At 42.7% G+C, this 16,141-nt stretch carries 12 protein-coding genes; 5 read left to right on the plus strand and 7 right to left on the minus strand.

What is annotated here, in order from left to right:
* Positions 1-6: 6 nt before the first annotated feature.
* The 7 genes from GYX26_RS08855 to GYX26_RS08885 form a co-directional block, all read right to left on the minus strand.
* Positions 7-2,277 carry an NADP-dependent malic enzyme gene (locus GYX26_RS08855; protein WP_174828938.1) on the minus strand — a complete coding sequence of 757 codons (2,271 nt, stop codon included), beginning with the start codon at positions 2,275-2,277 and terminating at the stop codon, positions 7-9.
* 319 nt (positions 2,278-2,596) lie between these two features.
* Complete coding sequence (locus GYX26_RS08860; protein WP_174828939.1) at positions 2,597-2,845, minus strand: helix-hairpin-helix domain-containing protein; 249 nt, start codon at positions 2,843-2,845, stop codon at positions 2,597-2,599.
* 176 nt (positions 2,846-3,021) lie between these two features.
* Entirely contained in the window at positions 3,022-5,715 is a 2,694-nt protein-coding gene (gene mgtA, locus GYX26_RS08865) for a magnesium-translocating P-type ATPase (protein WP_100113051.1), read from the minus strand.
* A gap of 419 nt (positions 5,716-6,134) precedes the next feature.
* Positions 6,135-7,205: an A/G-specific adenine glycosylase gene (gene mutY, locus GYX26_RS08870; protein ID WP_174828940.1), complete on the minus strand. Its 1,071-nt coding sequence runs from the start codon at positions 7,203-7,205 to the stop codon at positions 6,135-6,137.
* Positions 7,206-7,448: 243 nt separating this feature from the next.
* Positions 7,449-9,182 carry an SEL1-like repeat protein gene (locus GYX26_RS08875; protein ID WP_174828941.1) on the minus strand — a complete coding sequence of 578 codons (1,734 nt, stop codon included), beginning with the start codon at positions 9,180-9,182 and terminating at the stop codon, positions 7,449-7,451.
* A gap of 473 nt (positions 9,183-9,655) precedes the next feature.
* Positions 9,656-10,714, minus strand: coding sequence for a bifunctional transcriptional activator/DNA repair enzyme AdaA (locus GYX26_RS08880; protein WP_174828942.1), 1,059 nt, complete (start codon positions 10,712-10,714; stop codon positions 9,656-9,658).
* Positions 10,715-10,906: 192 nt separating this feature from the next.
* Positions 10,907-11,743, minus strand: a complete 837-nt coding sequence (locus GYX26_RS08885) for an NYN domain-containing protein (protein WP_174828943.1) — start codon at positions 11,741-11,743, stop codon at positions 10,907-10,909.
* A 612-nt stretch (positions 11,744-12,355) separates the two neighbouring features.
* Between GYX26_RS08885 and GYX26_RS08895 the strand changes: the two genes are divergently transcribed.
* From GYX26_RS08895 to GYX26_RS08915, 5 genes are all read left to right on the plus strand, one after another.
* Positions 12,356-13,513, plus strand: coding sequence for a class I SAM-dependent RNA methyltransferase (locus GYX26_RS08895; protein ID WP_174828944.1), 1,158 nt, complete (start codon positions 12,356-12,358; stop codon positions 13,511-13,513).
* A complete protein-coding gene (locus GYX26_RS08900; protein WP_174828945.1) occupies positions 13,510-14,256 on the plus strand; it encodes a pseudouridine synthase in 747 nt (248 codons plus the stop codon). Before GYX26_RS08895 ends, GYX26_RS08900 begins: the two co-directional genes overlap by 4 nt.
* A gap of 122 nt (positions 14,257-14,378) precedes the next feature.
* Complete coding sequence (locus GYX26_RS08905; protein ID WP_174828946.1) at positions 14,379-15,041, plus strand: CsgG/HfaB family protein; 663 nt, start codon at positions 14,379-14,381, stop codon at positions 15,039-15,041.
* 36 nt (positions 15,042-15,077) lie between these two features.
* Positions 15,078-15,434, plus strand: a complete 357-nt coding sequence (locus GYX26_RS08910) for a DUF4810 domain-containing protein (protein ID WP_174828947.1) — start codon at positions 15,078-15,080, stop codon at positions 15,432-15,434.
* Positions 15,434-16,123, plus strand: coding sequence for a GNA1162 family protein (locus GYX26_RS08915; RefSeq protein WP_174828948.1), 690 nt, complete (start codon positions 15,434-15,436; stop codon positions 16,121-16,123). The genes GYX26_RS08910 and GYX26_RS08915 overlap by 1 nt, the downstream gene beginning before the upstream one ends.
* The last annotated feature ends 18 nt before the right edge of the window (positions 16,124-16,141 follow it).

Below are 16,141 nucleotides of genomic sequence, written 5' to 3' on the forward strand. Positions count from 1 at the left end.
CAGCGATTATTTACGCTGTGCATCCACTGCTGCCAAAGCTACCATATTGACAATACGGCGTACAGAAGCCATTGGCGTAACAATGTGTACAGATTCATTCATACCCATCAGAATCGGGCCAATAGTGACGCCATTAGAAGCAGTACGCAATAGATTGTAACTAATATTAGCCGCCTCAACATTTGGCATTACCAACAGATTAGCTGCGCCCTTGAGCTCGCAATCTGGCATCAGTTTCTGACGCAGTTTTTCATCCAGAGCCAGATCACCCTGCATTTCACCATCAACATTCAGCTCAGGATCGGCTTCTTTAATCAAAGCCAGCGCTTGCTGCATTTTACTGCTGCTTGGTTGATTCAGTGAACCAAAGTTGGAATTGGACAATAAGGCTACTTTAGGTTCAATACCGAAGCGTTTCATTTCCTTAACACACATCAGTGTATTAGCAGCAATCTGCTCGGCAGTAGGCTCTGGATTAACATAAGTATCAGCAATGAACATATTGCCTGAAGTCATAATCAAAGCATTCATGGCACAAGCATTGTGCTCAGGATTGTTATAACCAATAACTTCTTCCAGAATATTGAAATGGTCATGGAAGCGGCCTACCGTACCACACAACAACGCATCAGCACTGCCCATGCGTACCAGCATAGCACCAATCAGAGTAGAGCTGCTGATCATGCGGCGACGAGCCATTTCCTCAGTTACACCATGGCGTTTACGTAGCTGATAATAAGCCTGCCAGTACTCGCGGTAACGCGGATCATCCTGATTATTAACAATTTCAAAATCTTTGCCCGGCTGAATAGTCAGCCCCAATTGTTTCGAACGCGCTTCAATGACTGCCGGCCGGCCAATAAGAATCGGGAAAGCCAGTTTGTGGTTAACAATGTGCTGGGTAGCATGCAGAACACGCTCATCTTCACCCTCACATAACACCACACGTTTAAGCTCTTTCTTAGCCTGAGAAAATACCGGTTTCATAAACAGGCTGGACTTATAGACAAACTGACTCAGTTTTTCTACATAAGCATCCATGTCGTCAATCGGACGGGTAGCCACACCAGAATCCATAGCCGCTTTAGCTACAGCAGGAGCCACCACAGCAATCAGACGAGGATCAAATGGCTTCGGAATCAAATATTCACGTCCAAAAGACAGCTCGGCATTACCATAAGCAGCAGATACTTCATCACTCAGCTCGGCCTTGGCCAGTTCAGCAATGGCATGCACACAGGCCAGCTTCATCTGTTCATTAATGGTGGTGGCGCCTACATCCAGCGCGCCACGGAAAATAAACGGGAAGCACAATACATTATTTACCTGATTCGGGAAATCAGAACGACCAGTACCGATTACAGCATCTGGTCGGGCAGCTTTGGCTTCCGGCGGCCAGATTTCCGGTGTCGGATTGGCCATGGCCAGAATAATCGGGTCTTTGGCCATGGTATTGAGCATATCTACGCTCAATACATTTGGACCAGACAAGCCCAGGAAAATATCTTTACCATGAACAGCATCAGCAAGATTACGCTGACCATTATCCGCAATGGCAAACAGTTTTTTCGATTCCACCATGTTTTCTTCGCGATTCTGATAAATCACACCTTTGGAATCGCACACAGTGATATTTTCACGCTTCATACCCAGCGCAACCAGAAGTTCCAGACAGGCAATAGCCGCTGCACCTGCGCCAGAGCACACCAGCTTAACCTCACCAATGTCTTTGCCGACAACTTCAAGACCGTTTTTAATCGCAGCGGCAGTAATAATTGCCGTACCATGCTGATCGTCATGGAATACAGGAATATTGCAGCGCTCGCGCAGTTTTTTCTCAATATAGAAACATTCAGGGGCTTTAATGTCTTCAAGGTTAATACCGCCAAATGTCGGCTCCAGCGAAGCAATAATATCTACCAGCTTATCCGGATCAGTTTCATTAACCTCAATGTCAAATACATCAATACCGCCAAATTTCTTGAACAGTACACCCTTACCTTCCATTACCGGCTTACCGGCCAGTGCACCAATATTGCCCAGCCCCAGTACCGCCGTACCATTCGAAATCACAGCAACCAGATTACCACGTGCCGTATATTTGTATGCATTCAGGGGGTCACGGTGAATTTCCATACATGGCGCAGCCACACCCGGTGAATAGGCCAATGACAAATCATATTGAGTAGCCAGTGGTTTGGTTGGCGTAACCTGAATTTTACCGGGACGGGGTTCTTCGTGAAAATGTAATGCTGCTTCTTTGATTAATTCATCCATATCTGTTCTCAGTCTTAGGTTTTTCAACACCAGTAAGCTGTTCTTGAAAGAGCGCGCTAAAAGTCATTTTTATCTGAGCAATTTATTAAACATGGCCAAGATAAAGGTTATTCACATTATAGCGTTATTTAACAAAATCATGCACCGCTTTATTATCAGTATAATCAACTGCCATTAATTGTAAGTGCATGACCCATCCCATTTCACCAGCCTGAAGAGAGACAATTATTTTGTAATACTAAAACTGCATATCCCGGTTTCTGCCAGCAAGTCAGACCATAGTCACCAAAATCATTTATGCTGATTTACCCATAAACTTTCAGGACTGGTTCTCAATATTCCTGCGAGCAAAATCTACTGCCATACTGATAGCAGTTTTGGCTTGTGGGCTATTTTTCCAGCAACTGCTGCCAACCAGACTGGCTGCCTGCTCAGTAATATCCTGCGGATTTGCCTGTGCCAGTTTTGCCAATGAATCAATGCCCATTTGCTCCAAACGCAAAATCACTTTTTCCCCAACCCCTTTTACCGTCAACAACGCTGCTTTTTCAGTTGCATTAAATGCCATTTAACCTCCGTCTATTTACTCATGATTAATTTAAATATAGAAAAATTAGTAGATATTAAACAACTCGGCAAAGTATGACTAACCAAAGGTAATGCAATTTACCAGATAGATGGCCACAAATAAATGATAACAAAAAAAGAGCGAGTATTTAACTCGCTCTTTTTGCTATTTAATGCTTAGAACCATTGTCCGAAGCGGCGAATGTACCAGCGTTTCACTATCTGAGTAACAACGCAGTAGCTGCCCAGCGTGAGTACCAGCCACGGGAAATATTGCCACGGTAATGCAGTCAGGCCAATCCAGTTGCTAATCGGTGAAAACGGAATACAAATTCCGATTACCATAATCAGCCCTGTCATCAGTAATACTGGTAAAGCAGCGGTGCTTTGTACAAACGGGATTTTGCGCGTACGCAGCATATGCACCACCAGCGTTTGTGACAGCAATCCTTCCACAAACCAGCCGGAATGAAACAGATTCTGCACTTCTGGTGCATTCGCATGAAATACAAACCACATCAGCGCAAAAGTACTGATATCAAAAATAGAGGAAATCGGGCCGATAAACAGCATAAAACGGCTGATATTGGAAACATCCCATTTGCGTGGTTTACGCAAAAATTCCTCATCCATTTTATCCCAAGGCAGTGACAACTGAGAAAAATCATACAACAGATTCTGAATCAGCAACTGAATCGCCAGCATGGGCAGAAATGGCAAAAAGGCACTGGCAAACAATACTGAAAATACATTGCCAAAATTAGAGCTGGCCGTCATATTCAGATACTTAATAATATTACCAAAAGTTTCACGCCCTTTGATTACCCCCTCTTCCAGCACCATCAGGCTCTTTTCCAGCAGAATAATATCGGCGGATTCCTTGGCAATATCAGTGGCCGTATCTACGGAAATACCAACATCGGCATCGCGCAAAGCAGGAGCATCGTTAATACCATCACCCAGAAAACCCACTGTATGCCCATTTTCCTGCAACAGGCGGATAATGCGCGATTTCTGCAATGGTGTTAGCTTGGCAAATACAGTATGCTGTTCCAGTAATGGTTTCAGCGCCTCATCACTCAATCCTTCGATATCATTGCCCAGTAAAGGCTGTCCGGCTTCGATACCAACTTCATGACAAATTTTGCGCGTCACAATGGCATTGTCACCGGTCAGCACTTTCACAGCCACACCATTTTCACTCAATGCAGCAATGGCTTGGGCTGCGCTGTCTTTCGGTGGATCAAGGAAAGTCAGAAAGCCAAACAAAGTCAGTTCAGTTTCGTCCGCCACCGCATACTGTGCTTTCTGTGCTTCCGGAGCGATATACTTTTTACCAATCGCCAGTACACGGAAACCTTCCTTATTGTAACTTTCAGCCAGTGCCAGCAACTGCTCACGCCGTGCTGTATCCAGTGGCAGATATTCACCCTGTTCATACACGCAACTGGAAATTGACAGCATTTCCTCAACAGCACCTTTGCAAATCAGTACATGGCGCTGTTCATCATCCCGCAGCACGACAGACAAACGCCGGCGTATAAAATCAAACGGCAGCTCATCTATCTTGCGATAACCACCATCATTGATAACAGCACTGTTTTCCGGTTCCTGAGCAAAGCGCACAATCGCCTTGTCCATCAGGTTTTTCATACCACTCTGATAGGAGCTGTTCAACCATGCCAGCTGCAAAACTTCACTATCATTATTGCCATTGATATCAGTGTAATGCTCCAGAATAATTTTATCCTGCGTTAATGTGCCGGTTTTATCGGTACACAACACATCCATGGAACCAAAATTCTGGATAGCACTCAGGCGTTTTACCACCACCTTACGCCGCGCCATCGCCATTGCGCCCTTGGCCAGATTGGCACTTACAATCATCGGCAGCATTTCCGGTGTCAGCCCTACCGCTACAGCCAGAGCAAACAGAGCAGCATCACCCCAATCACCTTTGGTAAAACCATTTATCAGCAATACCACCGGCACCAGAATCAGCATAAAGCGAATCAACAGATGGCTGACACTGTTTACACCACGGTCAAAAGCAGTCTGGCTGCGTGTACCAACAATCGATTTGGCCAGCGAACCAAAATAAGTATCACTACCCGTAGCCACCACCACTGCTTTAGCCGTACCGCTCACAATATTGGTACCCATAAAGCAGATATTTTCTGCATCCAGCGGATTGGCTGATGACGGTTGCTGCTGTTGAGCAGCCGCATTTCCATTCATACCAACAGTATCGGATTTTTCTACCGGAATGGATTCACCAGTCAGCACCGCCTGACTGATAAACAAATCGCGTGATTCAATCAGACGCACATCAGCCGGAACCATATCACCGGCAGACAGCAAAATAATATCGCCCGGTACCACTTCCTTAATCGGTACTTCAAGCTGCTCGGCACTGATATCATGATGGCTGCGACGCAACACCGTAGCAGTGGTGCTAATCATTGACTTCAGCGCCTGAGCCGCCTTATTGGAACGATATTCCTGCCAGAAACTGAGCAAACCACTAAGCAGAACCATCACCAGAATAATGCTAATTCCACTCACGCTGGTTTCTTCACCACTGCGCAAAGGAATTAGATAATCGGTAAAAAAGCTTACCAAGGCCAGCGCCAGTAACACAAAAATAAAAGGATTCTTAAACGCCAGCAACAATTGCAGCCATGCAGACGGCGCTTTATCGTGCACCACATCATTGCTGCCAAAACTGGCTAGCCGCTCTTTAACATCGTGCTCGGTCAGACCACTCAGACTGGTCTGTAATTTGGACAGTGTGCCGTCAAGGCTGTTGCGAGACTCCAGCACAGCCTTGATTACTACTGGTTGAGAAATGATTTTTTTTAGTTTTTTCATAAACAGTACCTCACCGACCATGCTGTTTCCCGGTCGGCAGATACTGTTAACCCGGAAACATCAACGGCCTAGTTGCAGTTGTGGTATCAATAAAATAAACGGTCGACTCGAATCTTCTTCCATTGTTTTATTCCCGGTTAAATAGTTAGAAGCTCAATGCACAGCATTTAGCTCACCTGTACTGAAATTACTGTTTTCCGCTTTTATCCATATAACGTGAAATAGCAAAAAGACAGCCACATTTCAGCAAGATAGCGTTTATACGTGACAATAATGATAGCGTCAATTAAATTTACCCTAAATAGAGTAAAAAACAATATTCACTGCGATTTATTCACATAAATCAGACAAAATTAAAAATAAACATGCTTTACAAGCATAAAAAATAATTATGCCATTAAATTAAAATAGAATTAAAATTAAAACAGACTGCTTTGTACAGCATTCAGATAATCATGTAATGGTTTAGGAATACCATAAGCTGCCAGATTATCAGGTGACACCCATTCACCAGCTACTGCCGTGGATTTTATTGGCTGCCCGCCTGCCTGTGCCGTAAATGGCACAATAAATAACTGGCGGTGGGTTAAACGATGAGTGATTTCAGTGCCTTCATTCAAATCTTCAGCAGCAAGGCCAAATTGTGCTGCCAGCTCATACAAAGCAGCCAGACTGTCCACACAGGGCACACACCACAAACCACCCCAAATACCTTTGGCTGGGCGCTTGTGTAACAATACCGCCCCATCGCGATTACGCAATACCAGCCAATATAGCGACAGATTTTTTACCATTACCGCAGTTTTCTTGCGTGGTAATTCAGTAATACGGTCTTGCGCCCGCGCCAGACATATGTCATTCATGGGGCATACAGAACATACCGGCTTGCTGCGCTTGCATACTGTAGCGCCCAAATCCATCAATCCCTGGATATAGGCTGGCATATCGGCAGCATCCTGCGGCAACAAAGCTTCGGCAGTACACCAGAGCTTCTCTTCAAATTTTTTATTGGCAATATCACCGTCAAGCGCCAGCAACCGGCACAACACGCGCTTCACATTGCCATCCAGAATGGTTTCACGTGCATCAAAACAGAATGCGGCAATTGCCGCCGCAGTACTGCGGCCTACCCCGCACAGCGTTTGCAGCTCAATCCGGCTGCGCGGAAACTTGCCGGCAAACTCGGTTACCACCTGTTTGGCCGCTTTATGCAGATTCCGCGCACGGCTGTAATAGCCCAGCCCCTGCCACAAGCCCAGTACCTCATCTTCATCGGCAGCCGCCAGCGCCTGCACGTCTGGAAAAGCAGCCACAAACCGCGGATAATAATCCAGTACTGTCGCTACCTGTGTTTGCTGCAACATAATTTCCGACAGCCATACCAGATACGGCTCGCGCGTCTGCCACGGCAAACCATGCCGGCCATGCTGCCGCTGCCATTTGACTAAACGGAGAGCAAATTCCGGCATTGGTGCTGCTTGTTCATTCATAACGGACTAATCTTGAAATAACCAAATTGTTAGCAAAGAAATCTGACTGCTACAGATAAAAAGCTAATATTGGTGATAATGGCCATAAAACAAGCAACAAATTTTGCAAAACCAGATTTATTTTATCTATACAAAAATCATGATTCACCAGATACTCATTATGGATAATTTCAGCATTATTTTTATCTGGTGACTTATAATATATAATAAAGACAAATGCCTGATAATAAATAAAGCTATTTTTTATTTCAATTGCCCATATATCTCGCAGGCTTCCTGTTTACCATTTTCACAGCTTTTTCTAAGCAGTTCCATAGCCATACGCTTATTTGGCTTTACACCGGTACCATTTAGATAAATTAGTCCTAAAGTAAACTGGGCATTAGCATCTTCCTGCTGCGCAGCCAACTGGTAATATTCAACGGCTTTTGCATAGTCCTGTACTACTCCACTGCCATTTTCATACATATTACCTAAATTACATTGAGCAGAACTATCTCCCTGATCAGCTGCAAGCAGATAATATTCAAGTGCCTTGATATAGTCCTGTCTTACACCTTTCCCAATGTCATACAAATACCCCAAATTAGCCTGAGCAGCAGCTTCTCCCTGAGCAGCAGCTAATTGAAAATACTCAGCAGCTTTTTCATAATTCTGTTTGCTCGCTTTGCCTTCGAAGTACATTAGTCCAAGATTATATTGTGCAGTGGCCAACCCATCTTTAGCAGCCTGATGAAAACACTGGAATGCCTTTTGATAATCCTGTTTAATACCCTTACCGTTATATAACATCAGTCCTAAATTATAAATAGCATAAGGATAGCCTTGTTTAGCTGCCAGTTGGTAATATTTCACAGCTTCAACATAATCTTGTTGCGTAATCTGACCATTTTCATAAATAACACCAAGATTATATTGGGCAATAATATTACCCTGTTCGGCCGCTAACTGATAGTAGCTAAGAGCTTTTTTATAATTCTGTTTTATACCATAGCCATATCTATAATATACTCCGAGATTAAACTGTGCAGTTACATTACCTTGTTCAGCAGCAAGATGAAAATATTTTGCAGCCTGTTCATAATCCTGCTTTACTCCTAATCCATCACTGTACATAAGTCCCAGATTAGTTAGAGCATCACTACACCCCTGATTAGCTGCTAGCTGATAATATTTTAATGCCTGAACAAAATCCTGTGCTGTGCCTGTACCATTATGGTAAATCAGTCCTAGTTTATATTGTGCATCAGCATTTCCCTGTTCAGCAGCAAGGTAATAATAATGCATTGCTTTATCATAACTTTTTTCTACTCCTTCACCATGATAGTACATTATCCCTAAAATATATTGAGAAGTAACTTCACTCTGCTCAGCTGCCAGCTGAAAAAAATTAAAAGCTTTTATGTAGTCTTGTTTTACACCTTCACCCAAGTAATACATCAATCCTAAAGAAGATTGGGCTTTAGCTTCATTCTGGGCAACCGCTAGCTGAAAATATTTTATCGCTTCAAAATAATCCTGTTTTACCCCATTGCCATTCTTATACAGCAATCCAAGACTACATTGAGCTGAAGCATTGCCCTGTTTAGCAGCCTGAATAAAAAATTCTTTAGCCTTAACATAGTCCTGCTGTACACCGTCGCCATTTTGATACATAACGCCCAGAGCAAATTGTGCATTAACGTTTCCCTGCCTAGCTGCCATGCTGAAATATCTGGCAGCTTTCTCACAATCCTGAGATACTTCTTCACCTGCATAATAAAATATACCCAAATGAAATTGAGAATCTGCATCACCCCGCTGCGCTTGCATTTCAACATATTCTAACTCATTAAAATTATTTTCTTTTTCTTCTGAAACATCTCCCACCCTAGTTTCAGAAATACTTTGTTTTGCTGTGCGTTTTACATTTGAAAGCTGCAAAAAAGGAATATATTTTGACAAGGTCAACACAAATAGAATTAACTTTTCTTTCATCTATTACCCTTTTATTACAAATAAATTAGGTTAAAAATCATATCAATATATAGTTAACCATGATAATTAGTTCAATTAATATTAGAATTAATCGACGCAATTGCCAAAGCTAAAGTCTTTTCAAATACATTATAATTACAGACAAAAAACGGAATGACTTTACCAGTTTCATCATTTAAGAACAAATAATAATGAAACAAATAAAGACAGTTATACTGCGCTGAATATTCCATTTAGAAAAAATTCCAACCAGCAATGACTATTGCAGAATCAATTAAATTAAGGCTTCACCGCTGGTAAATTTTTATTGCCTATCAGGCACAAGTTTGCCCTGTTTCAGCTTAATCACTGAAACCAGCCCATTAAAACCACGTTAAGCTAAGCCAATGTTATGCAATATGGTTAAATACAAACAACACTGTGTATTTACGCGGTGACTAAATCCAAGCAAACTACCCGTTTGTACCAGAAATTTATGATTGATGATTATTTTTTTCATGATTAATAAGCCATTGTTTGCGTTCCAATCCACCACCATAGCCAGTTAATTGGCCGTTAGAGCCGATTACTCTGTGGCAAGGAATAATGATGGCTACACGATTAAAGCCGTTGGCGCTAGCAACAGCTCTGACTGCTTTAGGATTATTTAGCTTTTCTGCCTGTTGCTTATAAGTAGTTAATTCCCCATAAGGTATTGTTCTCAAACAATCCCAGACAGCTTGCTGAAAATGCGTTCCGGGTGTATGCAATTGAACAGTAAAGTTTTTCCTTTTACCCTGAAAGTATTCATCCATTTCAAGTCTGGCCTGTAGAATGTGATTATTTTCACCAAAGATAATTGTCCCCTTAAGTAAATTTTGTAGCTGCTTGAACTCTGTTTCAAGCATACGTCGGTCAACGAACTCCAACAGACAAATACCCTGTTGTGTAGCACAAATGAACATAGGACCAATGGGCGTGGTTAAACGATTGATAAGGATAAGATTGTCATTTGAATAGTTGGAAGGTGCTTTTTTGACAATCTTTTTGTAGGTATAACCAAAACCACTCAATGACTCATATCCATTGTCAAAAGCTGTATCCATTATCTTTTTACCCGTTTTCAATTCCTGATAAGCCTGATTAATTCGGTACATTCTTTGATAAGCCTGAAAGGTAATACCATAATTTTTTTTAAACCAGCGGCGAACAGTTTCCGGGCTGATTTGCTGCTCTCTTAACAGCGCATCAGATATTCTTATCTTTGGATTTTCAGTACTGATTTTTATCGCATCAATCACCTGTTTGGGTGCTTCATTAGCATTCTCTGTCGGCCGGCAGATTTTACAGGGTCTGTAGCCTGCATTAAGAGCATCTTTAACCGTGCGAAAAAATTCCGTATTTTCAAATTTTGGCTTTTTCGCTCTGCATGTAGCTATACAAAATATTGAGGTAGTCTTAACACCAACGTAAAAGATACCAACATAGCTTGGGTCTTTTGCAAGTAAAGCTTGATAGTATTTTTGGATTTCGATTATATCTGTAACTGGCATTGTTATGCATTCCCTCTTTATTTCTTATAATTACAATAAATCTAGCAAACCATTTTATATCTGGTTATTCTGATTCGTTCGTTTTACATCATACCCTTGTAATTTTATCTATTTAATCAATGTATGATTATTGCTATGTAAATTATTGTTTATAAATTTTCTCCAAGCTTGTTTACTAATGATAATTTTAATTTAAAGCGTGTTTGTTTTTTCTTTTTCTTTGTTTTTTGTCTTAGCACAAGGCATATTTGATAGAATTAATTTACTATTCGATAATTCTGGGCGTATTCTGACAAGGCAAGAACTCCCTTTTTTTAGTTCAAATAGATAAATACTGGCAATTAAACTAGAAAATTTACTGTAGCCATAACTCTTAAAATTAAAATCTGGTTTTTCTACAATGATACGTTGTTTAACACATCCTAAATTACACCAGCCTTCTTTATTTTTTTGCGATTCAATAATCGAGGCTATTAAAGTGATTAGTTGTTTTTTCAACCTTATATTATTTTCTGTTTTTGTCTGTACAACCTGTTTTTGCTCAGTTTTTTTAGATTGCTTAGCAGTTATAGATACTGAATTTTTATTTGTTGATGAGTTTAATTCATCCATACAAATAAATTGATCACAAATATTACGGTAAATTTCTGGAGTTTTAGTATCGCCGAATCCATATACTAATAAGCCACCTGCACGAATACGTGTAGCAAGACTAGTAAAATCATTATCACTAGAGACGATACAAAACCCGTCAAATACTTTACTATGTAATAAATCCATTGCGTCAATAATTATAGCAACATCAGTTACATTTTTTCCTTTGATATAAGCAAGTTGTTGTATAGGTGTCAATGCATTTGGTAATATTTTTTGACGCCATGTTGTTAATCGAGAAGAACCCCAGTCACCATAAACACGTTTGATACTAATTCGCCCAAAGGTTGCAATTTTATTTAGTATAGATTCTATAGTATTTGCACACACATTATCAGCATTGATGAGAACAGCTAGTTTCTTAGGTTGATTCATAAAGTTTGTATATCCTAAAAATAAAATTCATTAGAAAAAGGTATCCCAAACACCAAATAAAATTGCCAGCAAAAACCGAAACCAGTTTCAGTAAACTAATCTGCTTACCCAGCAATAAAATCAAATAAATACTTCAAAACCATTCACATATTTACTTGGTACAAACTCAATCACTTCATATTCAGCAATCTGGTGGATATAAAACGGGTCTTCCTGCAACATAGCCTCAGCTGCATCTTTACTGCTGGCACGACACAGAATTACTCTACCAACACGTGGTACTTGCTAGCCGGAAGCAATAAAATGGCCAGTATCATAGTGTTCCTACAAACAAATAGGCCAGATAAGCAGGTAAATATTTCTCCACCTCTTCTATCGATTGCAGATAGGTTAACTTAAAAACAAACATAGCATTCCCTGTGCTAATTATTAGCAATATGCAGACACAAAACTTGCTTTTTCCAAAAGTGCAGCTTCACACTTAATCACCCAAATTTGCGCACCGGAAAGCACAAACAATAGTCAACATCCAAACTTCAATATTACAATCACACTATTCAAACATGCATAAACAAGTTTAGCATGTCCTTTCCCTCTTAATTAAAGTATTGCATGAATTCATATCCTCTTTTCGTAAGCTGTCCGCGTGGGCTTGAAACCATATTAAATCAGGAGCTGGTTACACTGGGCTGCGAACAGATTCACAATCGCGATGGTGGCGTTGCTGTTGATGGTGATTTAGCCAGCGTTTACCGGATTAATCTGTACAGCCGCGTAGCCAGCCGTGTGCTCATTCGCCTGAGTACCGGCCACTTTCGCAACGAAAACGACATTTATCAGCAGGCCAGAAAAATTAACTGGCCAGAATGGTTTGACGTTAACAAAAACTTCAAAATTCACATAGAAGGCAAACAGGCACAAATTAACAGCCTGAACTTTGCCGCACTCAAAGTAAAAGATGCACTTTGCGATGTATTTCGCGACAAAACCGGCAGCCGCCCCAGCGTAGAGAAATTTCGCCCGGATGTACGCATTCATGTCTTCATCGAAAAAAACGAACTATCTATCTATCTGGATAGTAGTGGCGAAGCCTTATTCAAACGCGGCTATCGCAGCGATACCGGCGAAGCACCATTACGCGAAAATCTGGCGGCCGGCCTGTTATTACTGGCTGGCTATAATGGCAACCAGCCATTTATGGATCCATTCTGCGGTAGTGGCACCCTCGCCATCGAAGCAGCACTGATTGCCACCAATACAGCACCCGGCCTGGAGCGTGCTTTTGGCTTTGAAAACCTGCGCAATTACAATGATGCCTTATGGCAACAACTGCGCTGTGCCGCTTTAGCCGCCAAAAGCCAGCCTCAGGCTCCGATTTTCGGTGCAGACATTGATGGCAAACTCATCAAACTGGCACAAAACAATGCCCGCTACGCCGAAGTAGACCAGCATATTCAATGGCAGGTAACCGATGTATTGGATACTCGCCCGAATGGTACCAATGGCATCATGATAAGCAATCCGCCTTATGGCGTACGTCTTTCAGAAATCCAGCTATTACACGCTTTATATCCGCAGCTTGGTAGCTGGCTGAAACAGCATTTTGCCGGCTGGCTGATTGGCATGTTCAGTGCCGACCGCGATATGCCCAAACTGATGCGCCTGTCACCCAAGCGCAAAATTCCCCTCTTCAATGGTAATCTGGATTGCCGCCTGTTTCTGCTGGACATGGTAGCCGGTTCAAATCGACAGAAAGAGCATAAAGCATGACAACAACAGACCAAAATGAACCACAACGCCTGTCCAAGCGCATGGCACAACTGGGCTTATGCTCGCGCCGCGAAGCCGATGGCTACATCGAGCAGGGCTGGGTAAAAGTGAATGGCGTTACCGCGGTACTGGGGCAGAAAGTGGTGGATTCCGACCGCATCGACCTCGACCGGCAGGCACATCGTCAGCAGGCCGAACGCGTTACCATTCTGTTAAACAAACCAGTAGGCTATGTCAGCGCGCAGCCAGAAAAAGGCTACCGTGCCGCCGTCGAACTGATTACCGAAGCCAATCACTGGCAGGAAGACAAAAGCCGTATCCAGTTTCAGACAGCCCATACCCGCCATCTGGCACCGGCTGGCCGGCTGGACATAGATTCAGTAGGCTTACTGGTGCTTACACAGGACGGGCGCATCGCCAAACAGCTTATCGGTGAAAACAGCGGCATTGAAAAAGAATATCTGGTACGCGTCAGCGGTAAGCTTAGCGACAATGGTCTGGCACTGCTCAATCATGGCTTGAGTCTGGATGGCGAAAAACTGCGGCCGGCCAAAGTTAGCTGGCAAAATCAGGATCAACTGCGCTTTATACTCAAACAGGGTAAAAAACGCCAAATCCGGCGCATGTGTGAACTGGTAGGTCTGCGCGTTACCGGCCTGAAACGGGTACGCATGGGCAAAATCAAACTGGGTGCCCTGCCACCGGGGCAATGGCGCTATTTAAGTGCGCAGGAACAATTCTGATACCCATCAGCCTTCAGAATAAAGCCGGCATAGTTAAAGTTTTTACCTTTTTACCTAATATATTTTTGACATAAAACAACAGCTTCAATATACTCCGCCCAACATAATTAACCTAAAACATCATGAATAAACTTTATTTAACCATAGTAAGTGCAGTTCTATTATCTGCATGTGCAACCGAAAGCTCTCAGGTTCTGAACGTTCTCAAAGTAGAAACCTATCAGCAAGCCTATAAAGGCGTAAAAGCACCACTGGCTGTAGGCAAGTTTGATAGCCGTGGTAATCTGGGAGGCGGTATTTTCAGTAATAGCAACAACCAGCTTACCAGTCAGGCCAAAACCCTCCTGATGACCGATTTGCAGCAAACCGGACGCTTTATTGTTCTGGATCGCACCAATATGGACGAAATCCGTACCGAAGCCTCTATCAAAGGCATACCACAAAAGCTAAAAGGTGCACGCTATGTTGTAACTGGCGACATTTCTGAATTCGGGCGTAAAAATGTAGGTGATGAACAATTATTCGGCATACTTGGTCAGGGCAAAACTCAAGTTGCCTACGCCAAAGTCACCCTGAATATTATTGATGTAGAGACATCTGAAATCGTCTACACAAGTCAGGGTGCCGGCGAATTTAAACTGTCCACACGCGAAATACTCGGCACAGGTGGCCATGCCAGCTACGATGGTACCCTCAATGGTAAAGTACTTGATTTAGCCATTCGTGAAGCCGTCAACAATCTGGTCAAGGGTATTGAACAAGGAAATTGGAATCCACAGCCCTAAAGCAATAAAAACTTACCAACACACATCAAACCCGATATGAATAAAATACTAACAACAGCCTTGGCTGTCGTGTTACTGGCAGCATGTGCCCAGAGACAACAGACACCTACCCTGTATTACTGGGGCGACTACCACAAACTGCAATATCAGGCACTGGATGGCAAAACTACACCAGAAGAACAGATTGCCAGCATGGAAAAATACTTCATCGATACCAGCAATCATCATAGCAAGCCAGCGCCAGGTGCCCATGCCCATCTGGGGATGCTGTATGCCAAAGTAGGTAATCGTGCCGGCGCCAAAGCCCAATTTAAAATGGAAAAAGAGGCCTTTCCAGAATCAGCAACCTATATGAATTTCCTGTTAAAAAATATTGATGGAGGCAAATCGTAATGCGTTTACGCCAGCTATTACTGCCATTATCCATCATCGCCCTGCTGTCAGCCTGTGCCAGCAATCATCACCGCGTCCAACCGCGTGATTACAGCAAATTCCAGCAAAGTAATCCACATTCCATTCTGGTAATGCTACCAACCAATTCATCAGTAGATGTAAAAGCACCCTACGCCGTTATGGCACAAACCACCCAGCCACTGGCCGAGTCCGGTTATTACGTTTTTCCAGTAGCACTGGTTCATGAAACATTTAAAGACAACGGCCTGAATGATGGTGCCGAAATACAGGCAGCAGACCTCAAAAAAATCAGGCAGGTATACAACCCTGATGCCATTTTGTATTTAAACGTAGAAGACTATGGCACCAAATACAAAGTAATCAGCAGCGTAACCACCGTCACAGTCAATGCCAAACTGGTAGACGCCAAAGACGGATCAGTTATCTGGACGGGGCGGAAAAACATCACCGTAGACTCCAGCAATAACAGTAACAACAATGGCCTTTTCTCACTCATGGTCAACGCAGTGATTACCCAGATTTCCGATAAAGTATCAGACCGGGCTTATAAAATTGCTGGTGTTGTAGATACCGACTTATTATCGGCTCAGGAACGCGATGGGATTCTGTACGGCCCTTACAGCCCCAAATACAAAAAACCAATCACCATCATAGAGCCTGCAAACTAACCTTTTAAGCCCTTTAGC

The sequence above is a fragment of the Snodgrassella sp. ESL0253 genome (assembly GCF_013344965.1).
In the GTDB taxonomy this organism is placed as follows: Bacteria; Pseudomonadota; Gammaproteobacteria; order Burkholderiales; family Neisseriaceae; genus Snodgrassella; species Snodgrassella alvi_B.

Coding starts and splice junctions, on each gene's coding strand:
- GYX26_RS08900 (WP_174828945.1), top strand. CDS start 13,510: ATGACAACAACAGACCAAAATGAACCACAACGCCTGTCCAAGCGCATG.
- GYX26_RS08855 (WP_174828938.1), bottom strand. CDS start 2,277: ATGGATGAATTAATCAAAGAAGCAGCATTACATTTTCACGAAGAACCC.
- GYX26_RS08915 (WP_174828948.1), top strand. CDS start 15,434: ATGCGTTTACGCCAGCTATTACTGCCATTATCCATCATCGCCCTGCTG.
- GYX26_RS08910 (WP_174828947.1), top strand. CDS start 15,078: ATGAATAAAATACTAACAACAGCCTTGGCTGTCGTGTTACTGGCAGCA.
- mutY (WP_174828940.1), bottom strand. CDS start 7,205: ATGAATGAACAAGCAGCACCAATGCCGGAATTTGCTCTCCGTTTAGTC.
- GYX26_RS08885 (WP_174828943.1), bottom strand. CDS start 11,743: ATGAATCAACCTAAGAAACTAGCTGTTCTCATCAATGCTGATAATGTG.
- GYX26_RS08875 (WP_174828941.1), bottom strand. CDS start 9,182: ATGAAAGAAAAGTTAATTCTATTTGTGTTGACCTTGTCAAAATATATT.
- GYX26_RS08895 (WP_174828944.1), top strand. CDS start 12,356: ATGAATTCATATCCTCTTTTCGTAAGCTGTCCGCGTGGGCTTGAAACC.
- GYX26_RS08905 (WP_174828946.1), top strand. CDS start 14,379: ATGAATAAACTTTATTTAACCATAGTAAGTGCAGTTCTATTATCTGCA.
- GYX26_RS08860 (WP_174828939.1), bottom strand. CDS start 2,845: ATGGCATTTAATGCAACTGAAAAAGCAGCGTTGTTGACGGTAAAAGGG.
- mgtA (WP_100113051.1), bottom strand. CDS start 5,715: ATGAAAAAACTAAAAAAAATCATTTCTCAACCAGTAGTAATCAAGGCT.
- GYX26_RS08880 (WP_174828942.1), bottom strand. CDS start 10,714: ATGCCAGTTACAGATATAATCGAAATCCAAAAATACTATCAAGCTTTA.